This is a genomic window from Streptomyces gossypii (assembly GCF_025165795.1).
In the GTDB taxonomy this organism is placed as follows: Bacteria; Actinomycetota; Actinomycetes; order Streptomycetales; family Streptomycetaceae; genus Streptomyces; species Streptomyces gossypii.
Genome location: NZ_JAJAGO010000008.1, coordinates 207,670 through 225,337, shown reverse-complemented (window position 1 = coordinate 225,337; position 17,668 = coordinate 207,670). Strand labels below are relative to the sequence as shown.

The 17,668-nt window shown below is 72.3% G+C and carries 14 protein-coding genes; 8 read left to right on the top strand and 6 right to left on the bottom strand.

What is annotated here, in order from left to right; all coding sequences use genetic code 11:
* Positions 1–58: 58 nt before the first annotated feature.
* Positions 59–1,636 carry a DEAD/DEAH box helicase gene (locus tag LHJ74_RS18740; RefSeq protein ID WP_260219227.1) on the bottom strand — a complete coding sequence of 526 codons (1,578 nt, stop codon included), beginning with the start codon at positions 1,634–1,636 and terminating at the stop codon, positions 59–61.
* A 509-nt stretch (positions 1,637–2,145) separates the two neighbouring features.
* Here LHJ74_RS18740 and LHJ74_RS18735 point away from each other — a divergent pair.
* The gene (locus LHJ74_RS18735) at positions 2,146–2,895 is read left to right on the top strand and encodes a ferritin-like fold-containing protein (protein WP_260219226.1); all 750 of its coding nucleotides are present in this window, start codon (positions 2,146–2,148) and stop codon (positions 2,893–2,895) included.
* 72 nt (positions 2,896–2,967) lie between these two features.
* Here the strand turns inward: LHJ74_RS18735 and LHJ74_RS18730 are convergent, their stop codons facing one another.
* The 4 genes from LHJ74_RS18730 to LHJ74_RS18715 all read right to left on the bottom strand — a co-directional run bounded on the left by LHJ74_RS18730 (position 2,968) and on the right by LHJ74_RS18715 (position 4,873).
* On the bottom strand, positions 2,968–3,258 hold the full coding sequence (locus tag LHJ74_RS18730) for a hypothetical protein (RefSeq protein ID WP_260219225.1): 291 nt from the start codon (positions 3,256–3,258) through the stop codon (positions 2,968–2,970).
* Positions 3,259–3,434: 176 nt separating this feature from the next.
* Positions 3,435–3,662: a DUF3107 domain-containing protein gene (locus tag LHJ74_RS18725; RefSeq protein ID WP_260219224.1), complete on the bottom strand. Its 228-nt coding sequence runs from the start codon at positions 3,660–3,662 to the stop codon at positions 3,435–3,437.
* Between the two features lie 124 nt (positions 3,663–3,786).
* Positions 3,787–4,413, bottom strand: a complete 627-nt coding sequence (locus LHJ74_RS18720) for a TetR/AcrR family transcriptional regulator (protein ID WP_260219223.1) — start codon at positions 4,411–4,413, stop codon at positions 3,787–3,789.
* A 196-nt stretch (positions 4,414–4,609) separates the two neighbouring features.
* A complete protein-coding gene (locus tag LHJ74_RS18715) occupies positions 4,610–4,873 on the bottom strand; it encodes a hypothetical protein (protein ID WP_260219222.1) in 264 nt (87 codons plus the stop codon).
* Between the two features lie 158 nt (positions 4,874–5,031).
* On the opposite strand from LHJ74_RS18715, the gene LHJ74_RS18710 reads away from it, so the two are divergent.
* The 6 genes from LHJ74_RS18710 (at position 5,032) to moeZ (ending at position 13,965) form a co-directional block, all read left to right on the top strand.
* The gene (locus tag LHJ74_RS18710; RefSeq protein ID WP_260219221.1) at positions 5,032–6,015 is read left to right on the top strand and encodes an alpha/beta fold hydrolase; all 984 of its coding nucleotides are present in this window, start codon (positions 5,032–5,034) and stop codon (positions 6,013–6,015) included.
* The gene (locus LHJ74_RS18705; RefSeq protein ID WP_260219220.1) at positions 6,015–7,505 is read left to right on the top strand and encodes a DUF3152 domain-containing protein; all 1,491 of its coding nucleotides are present in this window, start codon (positions 6,015–6,017) and stop codon (positions 7,503–7,505) included. The genes LHJ74_RS18710 and LHJ74_RS18705 overlap by 1 nt, the downstream gene beginning before the upstream one ends.
* 270 nt (positions 7,506–7,775) lie before the next feature.
* Positions 7,776–9,758 (top strand): DUF3492 domain-containing protein, encoded by a 1,983-nt coding sequence (locus tag LHJ74_RS18700; protein ID WP_260219219.1) that lies wholly within the window; start codon positions 7,776–7,778, stop codon positions 9,756–9,758.
* Positions 9,755–11,443: a hypothetical protein gene (locus tag LHJ74_RS18695; protein WP_260219218.1), complete on the top strand. Its 1,689-nt coding sequence runs from the start codon at positions 9,755–9,757 to the stop codon at positions 11,441–11,443. Before LHJ74_RS18700 ends, LHJ74_RS18695 begins: the two co-directional genes overlap by 4 nt.
* A 233-nt stretch (positions 11,444–11,676) precedes the next feature.
* Positions 11,677–12,600: an NAD-dependent epimerase/dehydratase family protein gene (locus LHJ74_RS18690; RefSeq protein ID WP_260219217.1), complete on the top strand. Its 924-nt coding sequence runs from the start codon at positions 11,677–11,679 to the stop codon at positions 12,598–12,600.
* 186 nt (positions 12,601–12,786) lie between these two features.
* Positions 12,787–13,965, top strand: coding sequence for an adenylyltransferase/sulfurtransferase MoeZ (gene moeZ, locus LHJ74_RS18685; protein WP_260219216.1), 1,179 nt, complete (start codon positions 12,787–12,789; stop codon positions 13,963–13,965).
* Positions 13,966–14,015: 50 nt separating this feature from the next.
* On the opposite strand, the gene LHJ74_RS18680 is transcribed toward moeZ, so the two are convergent.
* Positions 14,016–16,922 (bottom strand): lysylphosphatidylglycerol synthase transmembrane domain-containing protein, encoded by a 2,907-nt coding sequence (locus LHJ74_RS18680; protein WP_260219215.1) that lies wholly within the window; start codon positions 16,920–16,922, stop codon positions 14,016–14,018.
* Between the two features lie 128 nt (positions 16,923–17,050).
* Here LHJ74_RS18680 and LHJ74_RS18675 point away from each other — a divergent pair, with 128 nt between their 5' ends.
* Positions 17,051–17,533 (top strand): MGMT family protein, encoded by a 483-nt coding sequence (locus LHJ74_RS18675; RefSeq protein WP_260219214.1) that lies wholly within the window; start codon positions 17,051–17,053, stop codon positions 17,531–17,533.
* Positions 17,534–17,668: the final 135 nt, after the last annotated feature.

Genomic DNA, 17,668 nt, shown 5'->3' with positions numbered 1-17,668 from the left:
AGGATCGGCTGGACGAGCGGGAGCGGCTCGATCAGCGCGCTCCCCTCGACCGGACGGATCAGCTGTCCGAAGCCTCCGGCTTCGTACGGGCGCGGCGGCGGCGACGCGGCTTGCGGGCCGCCTCGTCCCCGGTGCCCTGCGCGTCGGCGGCGGCCGGAGCGGCGGTGATGGTGGCCGGAGCCGCGTCCGCGGTGGCCGGGCGGGCGCGGCGGCGACGTCGCGGGGCGCGCGGCGCGGACGCCTCGCCCTCCGTGCCGGCGGCGGCCGGGCCGTCCGTGGTGCTGCCTGTGTGTGCGGTGCCCGCGGCGGTGTCCACCGCGGTCTGCGCGGCGGGTGCCGCCTCGCCGTCGAGTGTCCTGCCGCTGCGGGTGCGGCGGCGCTCGCGCGGGGCGCGCGTACGCTGCGGCTTCTCCTCCACGGGCTTGCGCCCGCGGCCTCGGGAGCCCGGCTCGCCCAGGTCCTCGACCTGTTCGGCGGAGAGTCCGGCGCGAGTGCGCTCGGCGCGCGGCAGTATGCCCTTGGTGCCCGCGGGGATGTCCATCGCCTCGTAGAGGTGCGGCGAGGTGGAGTAGGTCTCCGGCGGGTCGTGGAAGTCCAGCTCCAGCGCCTTGTTGATCAGCTGCCAGCGGGGGATGTCGTCCCAGTCGACCAGCGTCACGGCGATGCCGGCCGCGCCCGCCCGGCCGGTGCGGCCGATGCGGTGGAGATAGGTCTTCTCGTCCTCGGGAGTCTGGTAGTTGATCACGTGGGTGACGCCGTCGACGTCGATGCCGCGCGCTGCCACGTCCGTGCAGACCAGTACGTCGACCTTGCCGTTGCGGAAGGCGCGCAGCGCCTGCTCGCGTGCCCCCTGGCCGAGGTCGCCGTGGACGGCGCCCGAGGCGAAACCGCGCCGGGCGAGCTGGTCGGCGATGTCGGCGGCGGTCCGCTTGGTGCGGCAGAAGACCATCACCAGTCCGCGGTCGTCGGCCTGCAGGATGCGGGAGAGCAGCTCCGGCTTGTCCATGTTGTGCGCCCGGAACACGTGCTGCTTGGTGTTGGCGACGGTCTGGCCCACGTCGTCCGGCTCGGAGGCGCGGATGTGGGTGGGCTGGCTCATGTAGCGCCGGGCGAGCGAGATCACCTGGCCGGGCATGGTGGCCGAGAAGAGCATCGTCTGACGCTTCACCGGCAGCAGCTGGATGATCTTCTCGACGTCAGGCAGGAAGCCCAGGTCGAGCATCTCGTCCGCCTCGTCCAGCACGAGCGACCGGACGTGGGACAAGTCCAGCTTCCGCTGACCGGCCAGGTCGAGCAGGCGCCCGGGGGTGCCCACGATCACGTCGACACCCTTCCTCAGGGCCTCGACCTGCGGCTCGTAGGCACGACCGCCGTAGATGGGGAGCACCCGGACGTTGCGCACCTTGCCCGCGGTGAGGAGGTCGTTGGTGACCTGCTGGCACAGCTCACGCGTCGGGACGACGACGAGCGCCTGCGGCGCGTCCGTCAGCTGCTCGGGCTTGGCCCTGCCGGACTCGACGTCGGCGGGGACGGTGACGGCCTCCAGCAGCGGCAGCCCGAAGCCCAGCGTCTTGCCGGTGCCGGTCTTGGCCTGGCCGATGACGTCGTTACCCGAAAGGGCGACCGGGAGTGTCATCTCCTGGATGGGGAACGGAGAGGTGATGCCGACGGCTTCAAGGGCCTCGGCCGTCTCGGAGAGGATTCCGAGATCTCGAAACGTGGTGGACAGGAGCTTGTCCTCTTCTGTGTGACGCGGGCTGAGGCGGCGAAGGGGAGATTCCCCAGCGGAGCGAGGAGAGGGTCGTACCGCACCGGGTGGCGGCGGCCACGGTGGCCTCGGCCCGCCGGACGGTGCGGGACCACTAGCTCTCGCTCAAGCGCTCATTTCGCGCGAGCGGTCCCTCTGGATCCGCAGGCCGTACGGGGAGCACAGCCGCGCGGGAGGGCTTGCGGGTCGGAGCCGATCGGGCCACCGACCGGGCATCCGCGTATGCGTTGAGCCCACCGGTGGTCGGCGGGCCAATATCACTGTACCCCGGATCCGCGCATGTGTACCGGGGCGATTGTTGTGTACGAGTTCCCTGGGGCGGGGCCGGCGGCGGGCACGGGGCTTCCGGTCCAGGTGACGCGGGCTATCGTGCAGCTATGGAGACGTCTGACACAACCCCCGCCGAATCGGCGCCCACCGCCGCGGAGCCCACCGGGATCGCGGCCCAGGACTGGGCGCGTGCCGCCGCCGACCCGCAGTACCGCGCCGCGGTAGTCGATCTGCTGGGAGCGCTGGCGTACGGCGAGCTGTCCGCCTTCGAGCGGCTGGCCGAGGACGCGAAGCTGGCGCCCTCGCTCGCCGACAAGGCGCAGCTGGCGGCGATGGCGTCGGCAGAGTTCCAGCACTTCGACCAGTTGCGTGAGCGGCTCTCGGACATCGATGCGGATCCCACGGCCGCGATGGAGCCGTTCGCCGCGGCACTCGACGAGTTCCACCGGCAGACGGCGCCGTCCGACTGGGTGGAGGGCCTGATCAAGGCCTACGTCGGCGACTCGATCGCCTCCGACTTCTATCGGGAGGTCGCGGCCAGACTCGACACGGACACCCGCGCGCTGGTGCTGCGGGTACTCGACGACACGGGCCACTCCAACTTCGCGGTGGAGAAGGTACGGGCCGCGATCGAGGCCGATCCGCGCGTGGGGGGCCGACTGGCACTCTGGGCGCGACGGCTGATGGGCGAGGCGCTCTCGCAGGCTCAGCGGGTCGTCGCGGAGCGGGACGCGCTCTCCACGATGCTGGTCGGCGGGGTGGCGGACGGCTTCGATCTCGCCGAGGTGGGCCGGATGTTCTCCCGCATCACCGAGGCGCACACCAAGCGGATGGCCGCGCTCGGCCTCTCCGCGTAGGGCGCCGGTAGGGGCCGCACCGCACACCGCACCCCGCACCCGGCAGCGCCGGAGGGCGCGCGCTCCGCGCCGTCAGGGGGTGCGGGGCTGGGGTGCGACCTCCGGGCGGAACGGTGACGTCCGGACGTTCCCGCCGAGGAGCAGGGAGAGTATTGCCACACTCACAGCCGCAGCGATCACCAGAGTCGGCACCGGGTGTCCCGCGCCGATGACGATGCGGGCGATCAGTCCGCCCAACAGGCCCGCGGCGGGCCCCGTGGCCAGTACCAGCGTCCGGTCCGTGAAGCGGCCGGGCAGCCAGTGGGCGGCGGCGCCGGCGAGCACCAAGCCGACGATCGCGGAGCTGAGCGCTTGCCAGACCATGTGACCTCCCGAGCGCTGTGCAAGCTGGTCGATCCGGTATTACCCGCTGGTGGGGCAGCACGAAACGGCGGACCGGGTGAATTCTGAGGGGCGCACCCCCAGAGACTCAGCCGGACCGCCGCCTCCGTGCTCTCGCACGTTTTGCCTGTTTATCGCCTTGCGGGCTTATCGCCTGCTCAGATCGCGCCGAAGCCCACCTTGCGGGCTGCCTGCTCGCCGATCTCCACGTAGGCGACCCGGTCGGACGGGACCAGGATCTTGCGACCGTGCTCGTCCTCCAGACAGAGGAGCGTGCCGTCCTTGGCGAGCGCCGATTCCACTGCGCTCCGGACCTCGTCGGCGGTCTGCCCGCTCTCGATGACGATCTCGCGGGGCGCGTGCTGCACGCCGATCTTGACCTCCACGGCTATGTCCCTCCGACGGTCAGTTGGGTGCGCGGCCAGCCGCGCGGTACGCAGCACAGGTTAGCCCGCCTGTGAGGGCACCGGTGATCGTGTCCCCATGCCGTCAGCGAACAGCCGCGCACGGTCACTGCAGCGGGAAGCCCGCGATGCCGCGCCAGGAGAGCGACGAGATCAGCTTGGTGGCGGCGTCGCGCGGGATCGGCTGGCCCGAACCCAGCCAGTAGCGGGCGGTGATCTGGGCCATCCCGCAGAGCGCCACCGCAAGCAGCATGGACTGCTCCGGCGGCAGCTTGGTGTCCTCGCTGATGACCTCGCTGACCGCTTCCGCGCAGTCGAGGCTCACCTTGTCGACCCGCTCGCGCACGGCCGGCTCGTTCGTCAGGTCGGACTCGAAGACCAGCCGGAAGGCGCCGCCCTCGTCCTCGACGTACGCGAAGTAGGCGTCCATCGTCGCCCCGACCCGCTGCTTGTTGTCGGAGGTCGACGCGAGAGCCGCGCGCACCGCCTGGAGAAGCGACTCGCAGTGCTGGTCGAGCAGCGCGAGGTACAGATCGAGCTTGCCCGGGAAGTGCTGGTAGAGCACCGGCTTGCTGACGCCTGCCCGGTCGGCGATGTCGTCCATGGCCGCCGCGTGGTAGCCCTGTGCGACGAAGACCTCCTGGGCAGCCCCCAAGAGCTGGTTGCGCCGGGCCCTGCGCGGCAGGCGCGTGCCGCGCGGGCGCGCCTCTGCTGTCTGCTCGGTCGCTGTCACGCTCGCCTCCCTGGTACCTCTCCCCGGCGGAGCCAGGGGACGTGGTTCTGCGCGCGGTCCGCGCTCGATCGCCATCGTACTTTTGGGTAACAGCGCTGCGCGCGTCGCGGGCGGAGAATTTCACGGACTGGACGAACAACTGGGCGAATTTGGGATGATTCACGACCTGATCCACTGGCTGTCCTGCACCAGGTCGTCAGCGGTACTCGTCCTCGTTCAGCTCCACCACACGCGCCCCCGTGGCGACGTCATCCGGGTCCACCTCGACGTCGTCGCGGCCGGTGATCGGCGCACGATGCTGAACCAGCAGCTCGGTGTGCTGCTCGGCGGCATCCTCCCGGGGGGCTTCGATCCGTTCCTCTCCCCCCTCCGGCTCGTCCTCGTAGGCGTCCCCGTAGGTGTCCTCGTAGACATCGTGGGTGTCCTCGAAGGTGTCGGGGTTGCTCGGGTCCACAGGCATCTGACTCCCCTTTCCAGGACGAGTCCCCTCCATTCGAGCGTAAACCGCGCCCCGTCCTTACGAGCGTAGGAGTGCGGACGGCCGGACGCGACGGGGTGAATCGCGGCCGTGACCCCGAACACGTGAGTCATGACGTGATCGTCTCGTAACATTGCTCCATGTCGTCGACCGAGCCTCCGGAACTCCGTGCCGCCCCGTCCTCGGTGGCACCGCCGGACAACTTGCAGAGCCAGAAGGGTGAGACGCTCCGCACCGTACGGCTCGCCGGGCTGACACTGGCGGTGCGCGGCCGGGCGGTCCGGCGGCCGGATCTGCCTCCGGCGCTGTATGTGCACGGTCTCGGGGGCTCCTCGCAGAACTGGTCGGCGCTGATGGGGCAGCTCTCCGACACGGTGGACGGCGAGGCGCTCGACCTGCCGGGCTTCGGTCACTCACCGCCTCCGGACGACGGCGACTACTCCGTCTCCGGCCACGCACGCGCCGTCATCCGCCAGCTGGAGGCGGCCGGGCGCGGCAAGGTGCATCTCCTCGGCAACTCGATGGGCGGCGCGGTGGCCACCAGGGTCGCTGCCGTACGGCCGGACCTGGTGCGTACGCTCACTCTCGTGTCCCCCGCCCTTCCGGAACTGCGGCCTCAGCGCACCGCCATGCCCACCGCGCTGCTCGCGCTGCCGGGAGTGACCGCCCTCTTCGGCAAGCTCACCCGGGACTGGACGGCGGAGCGCCGCACCCGGGAGGTGCTGACCCTTTGTTACGGAGATCCGGCACGGGTCACCGCGGAGGGCTTCGCCGCAGCGGTCGCGGAGTACGAGCGCAGACTCGAACTGCCGTACTTCTGGGATTCTTTGAGCCGATCGGCGCGCGGCATCGTCAACGCGTACACACTGAATGGACAACACTCGTTGTGGCGACAGGCCGAGCGGGTGCTCGCGCCTACCCTTCTGGTGTACGGGGGGCGTGACCTGCTCGTCTCGTTCCGGATGGCGCGCAGGGCGAGCGCGGCTTTCCGCGACTCGAGGCTGTTGACACTGCCGGAGGCGGGACATGTGGCAATGATGGAATATCCGGAGGTGGTCGCGGGTGCTTTCCGTGAGCTGCTCATGGACACGGAGCGGACACCCGAGATCCTGAAGGGCAGCTAGTGGGACGTCACAGCCGCAAGCGGCGCGATCCGGCCGGTACGGCACCGGATGCCCCGGCAGCCCCTGCCGCACCGCCGACCGGGCACGAGGCGCCCGGGGGGGACGGACAGGGACAGCAACGCGGTCAGAGGCGAACTCGACCGGAACGGGGGCAGGAGCCGCCGCCGTCCGGCAGGCCGCAGCGCACCGCCCCGCCCGGCCTCGGGCCGGACACACCCCCGCACGGCGCGTCGTTCTTCGGCGGCACCGCATCGGCTGCCGGACTGCCGACCACCCGTGGCGGTCACCCGGAACACCGGGAACCGGGCGGCGGCTGGGGTGCCTCCGGTGCCGGGCACGGCGCCCCCGTCGGTGCGGGTGAGGGGCCGCGGCAGGAGTATCTGGACGCTTTCGACGACGTCTTCGCGGCAGGAGCTCCGGACCAGCGGCCCGGGACGGGCGGTTCGGAGCAGCCGGGGTCGTCCACACCCACGGGCCGCGCCGGGCCCCCTCCGCACCCCGCCCAGGCGGCCGCCCGGAACTCCCAGGACCACCGGATACCAGCACAGCGCGGCGCCCAGCCGCCGCCGGCGGAGCCGCGGTTGCCCCAGCAGGCGCCGCACGCAGGTGACGACGGCGACGACGGACCGCTCGCGCCTCTGGCTCCGATCGCGCCGCTGCGCGGCAAGGCCCGCAAGGGACGTACGTTGACCGGCGCCGCCGCCGCTGCGGTCACCACGGTGCTGGCCGTCGTCGTCGCCGGGCAGGTCGCGGGCGGCAACGGCGAGCGGGACTCCCGGTCCGCCCGAGCGGACGCCGGGCGGGGGGGCGAGGCCGACCAGGCGTCGCGCTCCGACGGCCGGCCGACGCCCACCGCCTCGCAGAAGCCCGCCAAACCGGACGGCGCCCGCTCCTACGACAGCCGGATCTCCGAGGTCCATGCGCTGCCCCGTGATCTGGAGGGGCCCAACGCGTTCACCGCCATCCCGGACGGGGCCAAGGGGCCGGGCGGCGAAGAGGTGCTGCGCTACCGGGTGGATGTCGAGAAGGAACTCCCGCTGGACGGAGAGCTGTTCGCGGAGGCCGTCCACACAACGCTGAACGACGAGCGCAGTTGGGTGCACGACGGCGCGCGCAGCTTCGAGCGGGTCTCCTCCGGCAAGGTCGACTTCGTCATGACCCTCGCCAGTCCCGGGACGACCGGGGTGTGGTGTGCGAAGTCCGGGCTGGACACCACCGAGCAGCAGGTTTCCTGCGACTCGGCGGCCACCGAGCGGATCATGATCAATGCCTACCGCTGGGCTCAGGGTTCGCCGACGTTCGGCGACTCGCTGATGCGGGAGTACCGCGAGATGCTCATCAACCACGAAGTGGGGCATCGGCTGGGGCTCGACCATGTGGGCTGCAAGGAGGACGGCGCGCTCGCCCCGGTCATGATGCAGCAGACGAAGTCGCTCACCTCGGGTACGGCGACCTGCCGTCCGAACGCCTGGCCGCACCCGAAGGGCTGACCGCCTCCCAGCCGGCCGGGCGGCCGGGCGGCCCGCGGGCCCGCCGTCGGCCCGCCCGCGTGCCGGGCTCCGTCGGCATGTCCCGCTCCGCTCGGCGGTCCCTAACGCACCGGAACGCGCAACGGTGCCGAAAGTCACGGCTGTTCACCCCTTCTGGTGGTGCGACGGACAACCGTCCAGCACGTGCGCGAGGGCGCGCCTACCGTCTTCCGCATCACGCCACTGCGCACCCCGCAGTGGCCCACTTGGAGTTCGACCGGGGGTGCGTCCGTGCGAGTTGCCCTACTTACCGAGGGTGGTTATCCGTCTGCGCGCGGTGAGTCGGTCGTGTGGTGCGACCGGCTCCTGCGGGGGCTGGGAAACCACGAGTTCGAGATCTACGCGCTGACCCGCAGTGCCCGCCAGGAAGAGTCGGGCTGGTGTGATCTCCCCCGCAACGTCGCACGGGTGTGCGTCGCACCCCTCTGGGGTCCCGCCTCCGCCTCCGAATCGGCCGACGGCGGCGGTCCCGACCGTCCGGGCTTCGGGCGCCGGGAACGGCGGCGCTTCGAGGGGCATTTCCGCGATCTCGCGGAGACGGTGTGCGCCGCGGACCAGGAGGAGGGGCAGCGGGGTGCGGGGTCTGCGGCGAGCGGGGGCACACACGATGGCACGGCCGCCGCGCCGCGCCCCACCGACGCTCCTCCTGCCGCAGCGCTGACGGACCGGTTCGCCTCCGGCCTGTACGGGCTCGCCGAACTGGCCCGAGAGCGTTCCGGTCTTCCCGCCGCGCTCCGTTCCGAGCAGGCAGTACGCATTCTGGAGGCCGCCTGCCGTGCCCCCGGTGCGCTGCGGGCGGCGCACTCCGCCCAGGTCGCCGATCTGCTCGCGGTCGCCGACCGGATGGAGCGCGCGCTGCGCCCCCTCTCCCTCGACTGGTACGGCGAGCGGGGCAGCGGCTCCGGGCTCGCCGCTGCCGACCTGTGCCATGCGGTCGGCGGCGGCACCGCCGCCCTCGCCGGGCTGCTCGCGGGCCGCTGGTACGGCACTCCGCTGCTCCTCACCGAGTACGGTGTGCGGCTGCGCGAGCACTACCTGGCCAGCGCCGCCGACGCGGTGGCACCGGCCGCCGCCGGTGCGCCCGTCCGCGCGCTGCTTGCCTCCTTCCAGCGGCGGCTGGTCCGCGAGACGTACACGCGGGCGCGGTTGATCACCCCCGGCAACGCGCACGCCCGGCGCTGGCAGGAGCGCTGCGGAGCGCGGCGGGACCGGCTGCGCACGGTCTATCCGGGCATGGACGCCGCCCCCTTCACCGAGGTCGGGGAGAAGCCGCCGGAACCAAGCGGCGGGGGCGCGGGAGCCGGGGCGGGTGTGCGCGGGCACACGCTGGTCTGGGTGGGCCGGATCGGTCCGACGAAGGACTTGGTCACACTGCTGCACGCGTTCACCGAGATCCGCCGGGCGGTCCCGGACGCGCGGCTGCGCATCATCGCGGCGAGCCCTCCACCGGCGGGCGGCGGACGCAGCCCCGAAGACACCGGTGACGCCGGGTACACCGCCCACGTACGGGCCCTGGCCGCGCAGCTCTTTCCTCCCGAACCACCCGGCGTCCGGACACTCGGCACCCGGACTCCGGGCGGCAGCCCCGTCTCCTTCGAGGAGGTCGGCGGCCCAGGCCTGCCCAGCCTCGCGGACGCCTATGCGGCGGGCGGCGTCGTGGTGCTCTCCAGCATCGTCGAAGGCTTCCCCGTCCCGCTGGTGGAGGCGATGTTCTGCGCCCGCGCGACGGTCTCGACGGAGGCCGGGGCAGTGCGCGAGGTCATCGGAGGCACGGGACTGGTGGTGCCGCCGCGCGATTCCCACGCCCTCTCGGACGCCTGCCTCTCGTTGCTGCGTGACCCGGCGCGCAGGGCGCGACTGGGCGCGGCTGCGCGGGCGCGGGCACTGGAACTCTTCACCGCGCAGCAGAACATCGAGGCGTTCCGGGGCATCTACCTGGAGCTGATGTCGTACTGGCAGGAGGGCGGCAGAGGCGGCGACGGGGCGGACGGCGGCGGCGTACCGCTGCCGTTCGCGCGACCTCCCGAGTCGCATCTGCCGGACCAGTGGCCGGACCAGTGGCCCGGTACGGGCGACCGGGGGACCGGTGCCCTGGCCAAGGGCGGCGCCGGTGCCGTGCCGGGATGGGCAGGGCCCGCCGGCTGGGCGGACGATGGCTCGGCGCCGGCGATGCCGGTCGCCGCCAGCCGCCAGGGGGAGGAGGACGCGGGATGAGTGACGGGCCGGAGCGTGAGCCGAATCCACCGCGTCCAGCGGCGGACCGGCCGTCGGGCGACCGCACCCCGGCCGGTCCCGGTGCGGTTGACCTTGCCGGTTGGGCCGGGGTCGGGGCCGGGGCCGGACTCGGATCCGTGGATGAGGGGGTGTCAGGGGAGCCGCTGGACCGGGGTGAGGCGGGGGAGCGGGTGATCTGGCCCGAGGCGGGCCAGGCGAACGACGTTGCCGCGCTGGACGCCTCCCGCGTCCCCGCCGTCGAACAGACGGGGCCCGTGCGGACACGAGCAGGGGCCGGATCCCGGCCGTGGCCGGTCGCGGGCCGCGTGTCCGCGCGTGCTCAGGCCGCCTCCCCGATCTGGCTCGCCGCGCGAACGGGGCGCAGCGCGGGCACGGCAGGCAGGGCGGGCACGGCGGAGGCAGACGCAGACGCTGCCGCTGCGGCGTCCGGGCCCTTATCCGCACCTTCCCCGGAGGCCGGACGAGTTGAGGGGTCCGCCGACCCCGTACGTCAGCTGATGTGCCGGTACCGGGAGCTGTGCGAGCGGGCCGTCGACTCCCTGGAGATCGCCGCCGGGCTGGAAGCGCGCGGGATCACCGACCGTACGGCTGCGGCGCGCTTCCGGCACCGGGACGTCTTCTCCCTCGCCGAGGAGCTGTACGCCCGGGTCCCTCACGCCGAGGACGCCCCGGTGGCGCCCGTCTCCGGCACCTCCAGCGCCCCCGGCCTGGTCGACCCGGTGGGCCTGGACGAATCGTTTGCCTGGGACGTGCCGTCGAGCGATCCCGGCGCGCCCGGCCGTGCACGGCGCGTCCGGGCCGCCGCCCCCCTGGTGGCCGCGCCGCTGCTGCCCGGAGTTGTGTGCACCGCCGTGTTCGGCGCCTTCGCGTACCTCCCGTCCCAGGCGCCCGCGGCCGTGCGGGTCGGCGTCGGCGCGGTGGGCGCCGTCGCGGTGCTGGCCGCGGTCCGGCCCGCGCTGCGGCCCGTCCTCCGCTCGTCCCGGCCGGACGGCACGGGGACCAGGGGCCTGATGCTGTCCGTCTGTCTCCTGCTCGCTTACGCGCTCTACGGAGACTGGCTGCTGACGGCGCTGCTCAGCGGCGGTCCCGGACCGGACGCCTTCACTCCGGTGGCCGCCCGGCCCGGTGTGCCGCTGGCGCTCGCCTACGCGGTGGTGCCCGCCGCCTGGTGCGCCCACCTCTTCGCCGTACGGTCCCGGCGACGGCTGGAGGGCAGCCGCAGCCTGGATCATTTCGCGTCCCGGGCCCGGCCGCTGCTCGGCGCCTCGGCCGCCCTGTTCCTCCTGGCGCTGGCCGGCCTGCACGGCGCCGCCGCCCTGATACTCGACGGCCGCTACCCCGCTGCGGGGACGCACTCGGCGACCACCGCGCTCGGCGTCCTGCTGTTCGTCTCGCTGCTGCTGTCGGCGCACGGATTTCCGGGTGCGGCGCTCGCGGGCCCGGCAGCCGCCGTGGCGGTGCAGGCCGCCGCGCTCGGCTCCGTGCTCAGCGCACGGCTGCCCGGTCTCGGTGGGCTCGGCCGCCCCGTGGAGCGCTCCGTCTCGGCTCTGGGGACGGCGGTGGTTCCGGCGTCGGCCTGTGCCGTCGCCGCCCTGGCCCTGCTCGGGTACGCCTGGCGGGCACTGGCCGGTGCGTCGGCCCATTACCTCAGGACGGAGCACTGACAAGCCCGCCGCACTGACAAGCCCGCCGCACATTCGCCGCGAACCCAGGAGGCCGTGACGCCGCAAACGTGACGCCGCAAACGTGACCCCGCGCACGCACCCCGCGCACGTGATGCCGAAGCACGTGATGCCGAAACCGTGACCCGCACACAGAACCCGTTCACACCCGTAGGAGCAAGACCGATGACCGCTCAGTCGTCCCAGAGCCCCACCAGCCGCCGGGAGGTCGCACGATGAGAGTGCTGCTGCTCGGTGCCCACGGATACCTCGGGCGCTTTGTCGCCGACCGGCTGCTGGCGGACCCCGCCGTCCAGCTCACCGCGCTCGGCCGGGGTGATGACTCCGACGTCCGGTTCGACCTGTCGACCGGCAGTCCCGGTGCCCTCACCCGCTTTCTGAACGCCGTGCATCCGGGCGTCGTCATCAACTGTGCGGGTGCCACCCGAGGCGGTGCGCGCGATCTGACCCGCCACAACACCGTCGGCGCGGCCACCGTCTGCGAGGCCCTGCGCCGCAGCGGCTGCGGGGCACGCCTGGTGCATCTGGGCTGTGCGGCGGAGTACGGGCCGTCCCCGACCGGTTCGTCCACCGGCGAGGACGCGGTGCCGCGTCCCGGCGGTCCGTACGGGGTGAGCAAGCTGGCCGCCACCGAACTGGTGCTGGGTTCCGGCCTGGACGCCGTCGTGCTGCGCGTCTTCTCGCCGGTCGGTCCGGGTACGCCCGCCGGTTCGCCGCTGGGGCGGCTCGCGGAAGCCATGCGCCGCGCGATGCAGCAGGGTGACAGTGAGCTGAAGCTGCCGGGACTCGCCGTGCAGCGGGACTTCGTCGACGTACGGGACGTCGCCCGCGCCGTGCACGCGGCTTCCCTCTCGGCGGCCCAGGGTGTGGTGAACATCGCCACCGGCCGTGCCGTACGGCTGCGCGACGCCGCGTCCGTGCTGGCGCGGGTCGCGGGCTACACCGGTGCGGTGCACGAACTGGACACCCAGGCGGCCGGGCTCTCCGGCGGGCCGGGCGGGTATCCGTATCCGGACGGCAGCGGCGGCTGGCAGCAGGCGGACGTACGGACGGCCCGCGACCGGCTCGGCTGGCGGCCCCGGATCGGCCTGGAGGAGTCGCTCGCGGACATCTGGATGGAGGCGGCGTGCCGCATGTGAGCCCGGGCCGGGTGTGCCCGGTGCGCTGAGCCGGGTGTGCCTGCCAGAGCTGCTGGTCCGCCCCTGCCCGGGTACTGGGACGATATCGTCTCGCGGTTCGGGACGGGTGTCTCGGAATGAAACAGGGCGTGGCAGTGTTACGAGAACACTCGTACATCAACCGACCAACCCCTTGTTGAGGTCTTCGTGTCGCTGCCACCCCTGGTCGAGCCGGCTTCCGAGCTCACCGTGGACGAGGTTCGCAGGTATTCCCGCCATCTGATCATCCCGGATGTCGGGATGGACGGCCAGAAGCGGCTCAAGAACGCCAAGGTGCTCTGCGTGGGCGCCGGCGGACTGGGCTCACCCGCACTGATGTACATGGCGGCGGCGGGCGTCGGCACGCTCGGCATCGTCGAGTTCGACGAGGTCGACGAGTCGAATCTGCAGCGCCAGATCATCCACAGTCAGGCGGACATCGGCCGTTCCAAGGCGGAGTCCGCCAAGGACACGGTGCTCGGCATCAATCCGCTGGTGGATGTCCGGCTGCACCTGGAGCGTCTGGACTCCACGAACGTGATGGAGATGTTCGCCGAGTACGACCTGATCGTGGACGGCACGGACAACTTCGCCACCCGCTACCTGGTCAACGACGCCTGCGTGCTGCTGAACAAGCCGTACGTCTGGGGTTCCATCTACCGCTTCGACGGGCAGGCTTCGGTCTTCTGGAGCGAGCACGGCCCCTGCTACCGCTGCCTCTACCCGGAGCCCCCGCCGCCCGGCATGGTGCCGAGCTGCGCCGAGGGCGGCGTCCTGGGCGTGCTGTGCGCGTCCATCGGATCGATCCAGGTCAACGAGGCGATCAAGCTGCTGGCCGGGTTCGGCGAACCGCTGGTCGGCCGTCTGATGATCTATGACGCACTGGAGATGTCGTACCGTCAGGTCAAGGTCCGCAAGGACCCGGACTGCGCGGTCTGCGGCGAGAACCCGACGGTCACCGAGCTGATCGACTACGAGGCGTTCTGCGGCGTCGTCAGCGACGAGGCGCAGGAGGCCGCGGCCGGGGCGACCATCACCCCCAAGCAGCTCAAGCAGTGGATGGACGAGGGCGAGAGCATCGAGGTCATCGATGTCCGCGAGCCCAACGAGTACGAGATCGTCTCCATCCCCGGCGCGAAGCTGATCCCGAAGGACGAGTTCCTGATGGGCAGCGCCCTGGGCGGGCTGCCGCAGGACAAGCGGATCGTCCTGCATTGCAAGACGGGCGTCCGCTCCGCGGAAGTGCTCGCCGTCCTGAAGAACGCGGGCTTCGCCGACGCGGTCCACGTCGGTGGCGGCGTGATCGGCTGGGTCCACCAGATCGAGCCGGACAGGCCGATCTACTGAGCCGCACGACGGGGGCCCGTACGCACGCGCGTACGGGCCCCCGGCCATGCCTACAGGGCGCCCTTGCGGGTCAGTTGGGTGAAGGAGATCCAGCCCGGCAGGACCGGCAGCCAGAAGGTCATCAGCCGGAACAGCAGCACGGCCGGTGTCGCGATCTCCTTCGGCACCCCGAAGGTGATGAGCCCGGCGATCAGCGCCGCCTCGACCGCGCCCAGGCCGCCCGGCGTCGGCGCCGCCGAGCCCAGCGCGTTGCCCGCGAGAAAGACGACCGCGAGCGTCGGATAGCTCAACTCGTTCCAGCCGAAGGCCCGCAGCGAGGCGTCCAGACACATCACGAACGCCAGCGACAGCAGCAGCGTGCCGCCGACCCCCGAAGCCAGCTGCTTCGGCCGCTGCACCACGTCCAGCATGCGCGGCACGACACCGGCGAACAGCGAGCGCACCCGCTCGGAGACGAACTTCCGCAGCGTCGGCACGGCGGTGACGATCAGCACCAGCACCGCCGCCGTCAGCAGCCCGGCGATCACCGTGCGGGACGGCGAGAAGGTCGGCGTGTGCTCGGTGCCGGTCAGATAGCCGAAGACCAGCAGCAGCGAGATGTTGGCGCCCAGGCCGAAGAGCTGGGATGCGCCGACACTCGCCACCGCGTGCCCGGGGCGTACGCCCGCCCGTTGCAGGAAGCGGGTGTTGAGCGCGACGCCGCCGATGGCCGCCGGTGCCACCAGCTTCACGAACGAGCCCGCCACCTGCGCCTGCACCGTACGCAGGAAGGAGACCTTCTCCGGCACGAAGCCGAGCAGCGCGGTCGCCGCGGCCACATAGGTGAGCGAGGAGAAGAGCAGCGCCATCGCCACCCACCCCCACTGCGCCTGCGCCAGCACCTCGTCGATCTGGACATGGCTGAGCTGGCTGAAGAGGAAGTACGCAGCCAGCCCGCCCGCGATGAAACTCACCAGGGTGCGCGGCTTCACCCGCTCCAGCCGGGCAGGCTCTATGGGCGCCTGCGGCCGGATCAGCAGCACCTGCTTCCGGATCTGAACCAGCAGATCGTCCTCCCTGGCCTCCTCCAGCGCCTCGTCGATCGCCCGCTTCTCGGCGTGCTTCTCGGCGCGCAGCGACTTGCGGTCGCTCGTCCCGCTCGGACCCCCGCGGCTGGCACGCACCTCCCGCTGCTCCTTGTGCGCGCGCTGCGCGCGGGACACCTCCAGCACCGCCTCCCGCTCCCGCTGCGCCCGCTCTTTCGCCAGCTTGCGGAGGGTCGTACGGGTGCTGCGGCTGAGCGCGATGGGCTGGAGCAGCGGCAGGCTGTCGGCGACGGCGTCCGGCCCGAGCACACTGACCGCCGCCGCGACCGCGCGCTCGGCGCCGACACGGAGGCCGAAGACGGTCAGCAACTGGGCAACGTCCATGCGCAGCACCAGGTCGCCCGCCGCGATCTCGCCGCCGCGCAGGTCGGTGAGGATGACCGTGCCGGAACGATCCACCAGCAGCGCCTCGCCGGTCAGTCTGCGATGCGCGATCCGGCGCGACTGGAGGGCCTGGACCTGCCGCCAGGCGGCGCACATCAGCTCATCGGTGACCGCCTCGTCCGGAAGAGAGTCGAGTCTGCGCCCGCCGATGTGCTCGTATACGAGCATCACCGCGTCCGGGCCCAGCTCGGACGTCGCGATCAGACGCGGTGCGTTCGCCCCGGCGGCGATGGCGGCGTACGCGAGCAGTGCCTCCTGCTCCAGGGCCTGCCGCAGCGACTGGAGACTGCGGCGCTGGGTGAGGCGGCGCAGCGCGACTCTGCGCCAGACCCGGTAGAAGTAGCCGTGCGCCTGGCGTTCGCGGTCGACGACTGTGACATCCAGCGGAGGGCCGTCCTCCAGCGTGACGCGATACTGGCGGCCGCGATCGGTGCTGTCGGCGGTCTCCGGCTGCTCGGTTTTCACGCCGCCGCGCTCCACGCGCAGCGCGCTGACCGGACTGAAGCCGACCCGGCGCAGCCCGGCCAGCAGGTTCTGGCCGGTGGGGCGGACGTTGGGAGAGCCGACGGCGTACAGCGTCCCGTACGCGACCGTCCAGCCGATCAGCACCGTCACGGCGATCGAGAACGGCGTCGAATAGCCCGCGATGAGCACCGAGAAGGAGTCGAGCAGCAGCACGCCCCACAGCAGCACCCGCCAGCGTGGGCGGCGGGCCATGCCCACGGCCGTCATATAGGCGATGACCGGGGCCAGATAGCTGTGCACGGGGGTGGTCATGCCGTCGGAGAGGGGCTTGGTCAGGGCGTCCTGGATCGAGGTGGGCGCCACCTCGGTGACCCACAGGTCCATGGCGAGCGAGGCGCCGTGCGCGAGTACGGCGGCGAGCACGCCGTCGGCGATCCGCAGCCCGTCCCGCTTGATCAGCCGCTCGATGGCGAAGGCCACCGGCACCAGCAGGACGGCGATGCTGGACGTCAGCCCGGTCAGACTGATCAGCAGCGCGGGCGCCTGCTCCGTTCCCTTCGTGACGTCGTCCTCGAGGCCGGCGGTGGTGCCGTGCGCGAAGGCGGCCACGGTGAGCACGGCGGCCATACCGAGCAGCCCGAGCACCATCCGCAGCAGATCGGAGGGGCGGTGCACGCGGGCGGGGAGCAGCGGCTCGTCGCTCTCGATGCGGTCGCCGTCCGTGCGGTCGCCGTCGGTGCGGTCGCCGTCGGTGGAGTCGCCGTCCCCCTGGCCGCCGTCGTCCTCCGGTCCCTCGTCACCGCGGCTGCTGCCGCTGTCACCGCTGCTGCCGCTGTCACCGCCGTGGGCGCCGCCGTCGTCCTCGCCGCCGCCGGTCTCGCCGCCGCCGTCGGCGGTCTCTTCGTCGCCCGCGTGCGGCTGCTCGGGACCGGAGTCAGGATCGCCGACGGCCGGGAGCGCCCCTTCCCGAGGCTCGTCCCCCTGCTGCGGCCCGGCCGCCGTCTCGTCCTGGTCTCGTATCACTTGTCACCGCCGGGACGATGGTGACATGAGGGGACAGGCCGAGGGGGCACGAGGGCGCATTCCGGGTGCGCACGGTGGATGGCACCATGCGCCGGGTGCTGTCGGTGGGATACGGCACCATGTTGACCATGCGAGGAAGTGAACTGCCGGAGCTGCCGGAGACCCCCGGACTGCCGGAGTACGCGGAGCGGGTGCTGGATGTCGCCGAGCGCATTCCCCAAGGGCGGGTGATGACGTACGGCGACGTCGCGGAATGGCTCAAGGACGAGGCCCGGGCAGAAGCGGAGGCGGCGTCCGGAGCCGGCGGGGGAGCGGGAGGCGGCAGCCGAAGCGCGGGCGCCGGTGCCAGGCAGGCGCTGTCCGGCGGGCCGCGCCAGGTGGGCCGGGTGCTCGCGCTGTATGGAGGCGCGGTGCCGTGGTGGCGCATCGTGCGGGCCGATGGCGTGCTGCTGCCGGGCCACGAGCTGCGCGCGATGGACCAGTACCGCGAGGAGGGCACACCGCTGCGCCCCGCCCCGCCCGCGGCCGAGGGCCACATACCCCGGCTTGATCTGCGCCGGGCCCGGTGGGACGGCGCCGTACCGGAGAGCCGAGAGCGTACGGAGGGCTGACCACCTGCTGCGCATCACAGGTACCAGCTTCCTTCATCCCGGCTGATCACAAGTGCGGGGCCGTCCGTACGAGGTACCTCCGTACGAGGGACGGGGGTATCGCGCTGCGGCTCGCGTGTCCACTGGCGTAGCGTC

Excerpts from the sequence above, each read along its gene's own strand:
- LHJ74_RS18740 (WP_260219227.1), bottom strand. The coding sequence starts at position 1,636 with ATGACACTCCCGGTCGCCCTTTCGGGTAACGACGTCATCGGCCAGGCC.
- LHJ74_RS18735 (WP_260219226.1), top strand. The coding sequence starts at position 2,146 with ATGGAGACGTCTGACACAACCCCCGCCGAATCGGCGCCCACCGCCGCG.
- LHJ74_RS18730 (WP_260219225.1), bottom strand. The coding sequence starts at position 3,258 with ATGGTCTGGCAAGCGCTCAGCTCCGCGATCGTCGGCTTGGTGCTCGCC.
- LHJ74_RS18715 (WP_260219222.1), bottom strand. The coding sequence starts at position 4,873 with ATGCCTGTGGACCCGAGCAACCCCGACACCTTCGAGGACACCCACGAT.
- LHJ74_RS18710 (WP_260219221.1), top strand. The coding sequence starts at position 5,032 with ATGTCGTCGACCGAGCCTCCGGAACTCCGTGCCGCCCCGTCCTCGGTG.
- LHJ74_RS18695 (WP_260219218.1), top strand. The coding sequence starts at position 9,755 with ATGAGTGACGGGCCGGAGCGTGAGCCGAATCCACCGCGTCCAGCGGCG.
- LHJ74_RS18690 (WP_260219217.1), top strand. The coding sequence starts at position 11,677 with ATGAGAGTGCTGCTGCTCGGTGCCCACGGATACCTCGGGCGCTTTGTC.
- LHJ74_RS18675 (WP_260219214.1), top strand. The coding sequence starts at position 17,051 with ATGCGAGGAAGTGAACTGCCGGAGCTGCCGGAGACCCCCGGACTGCCG.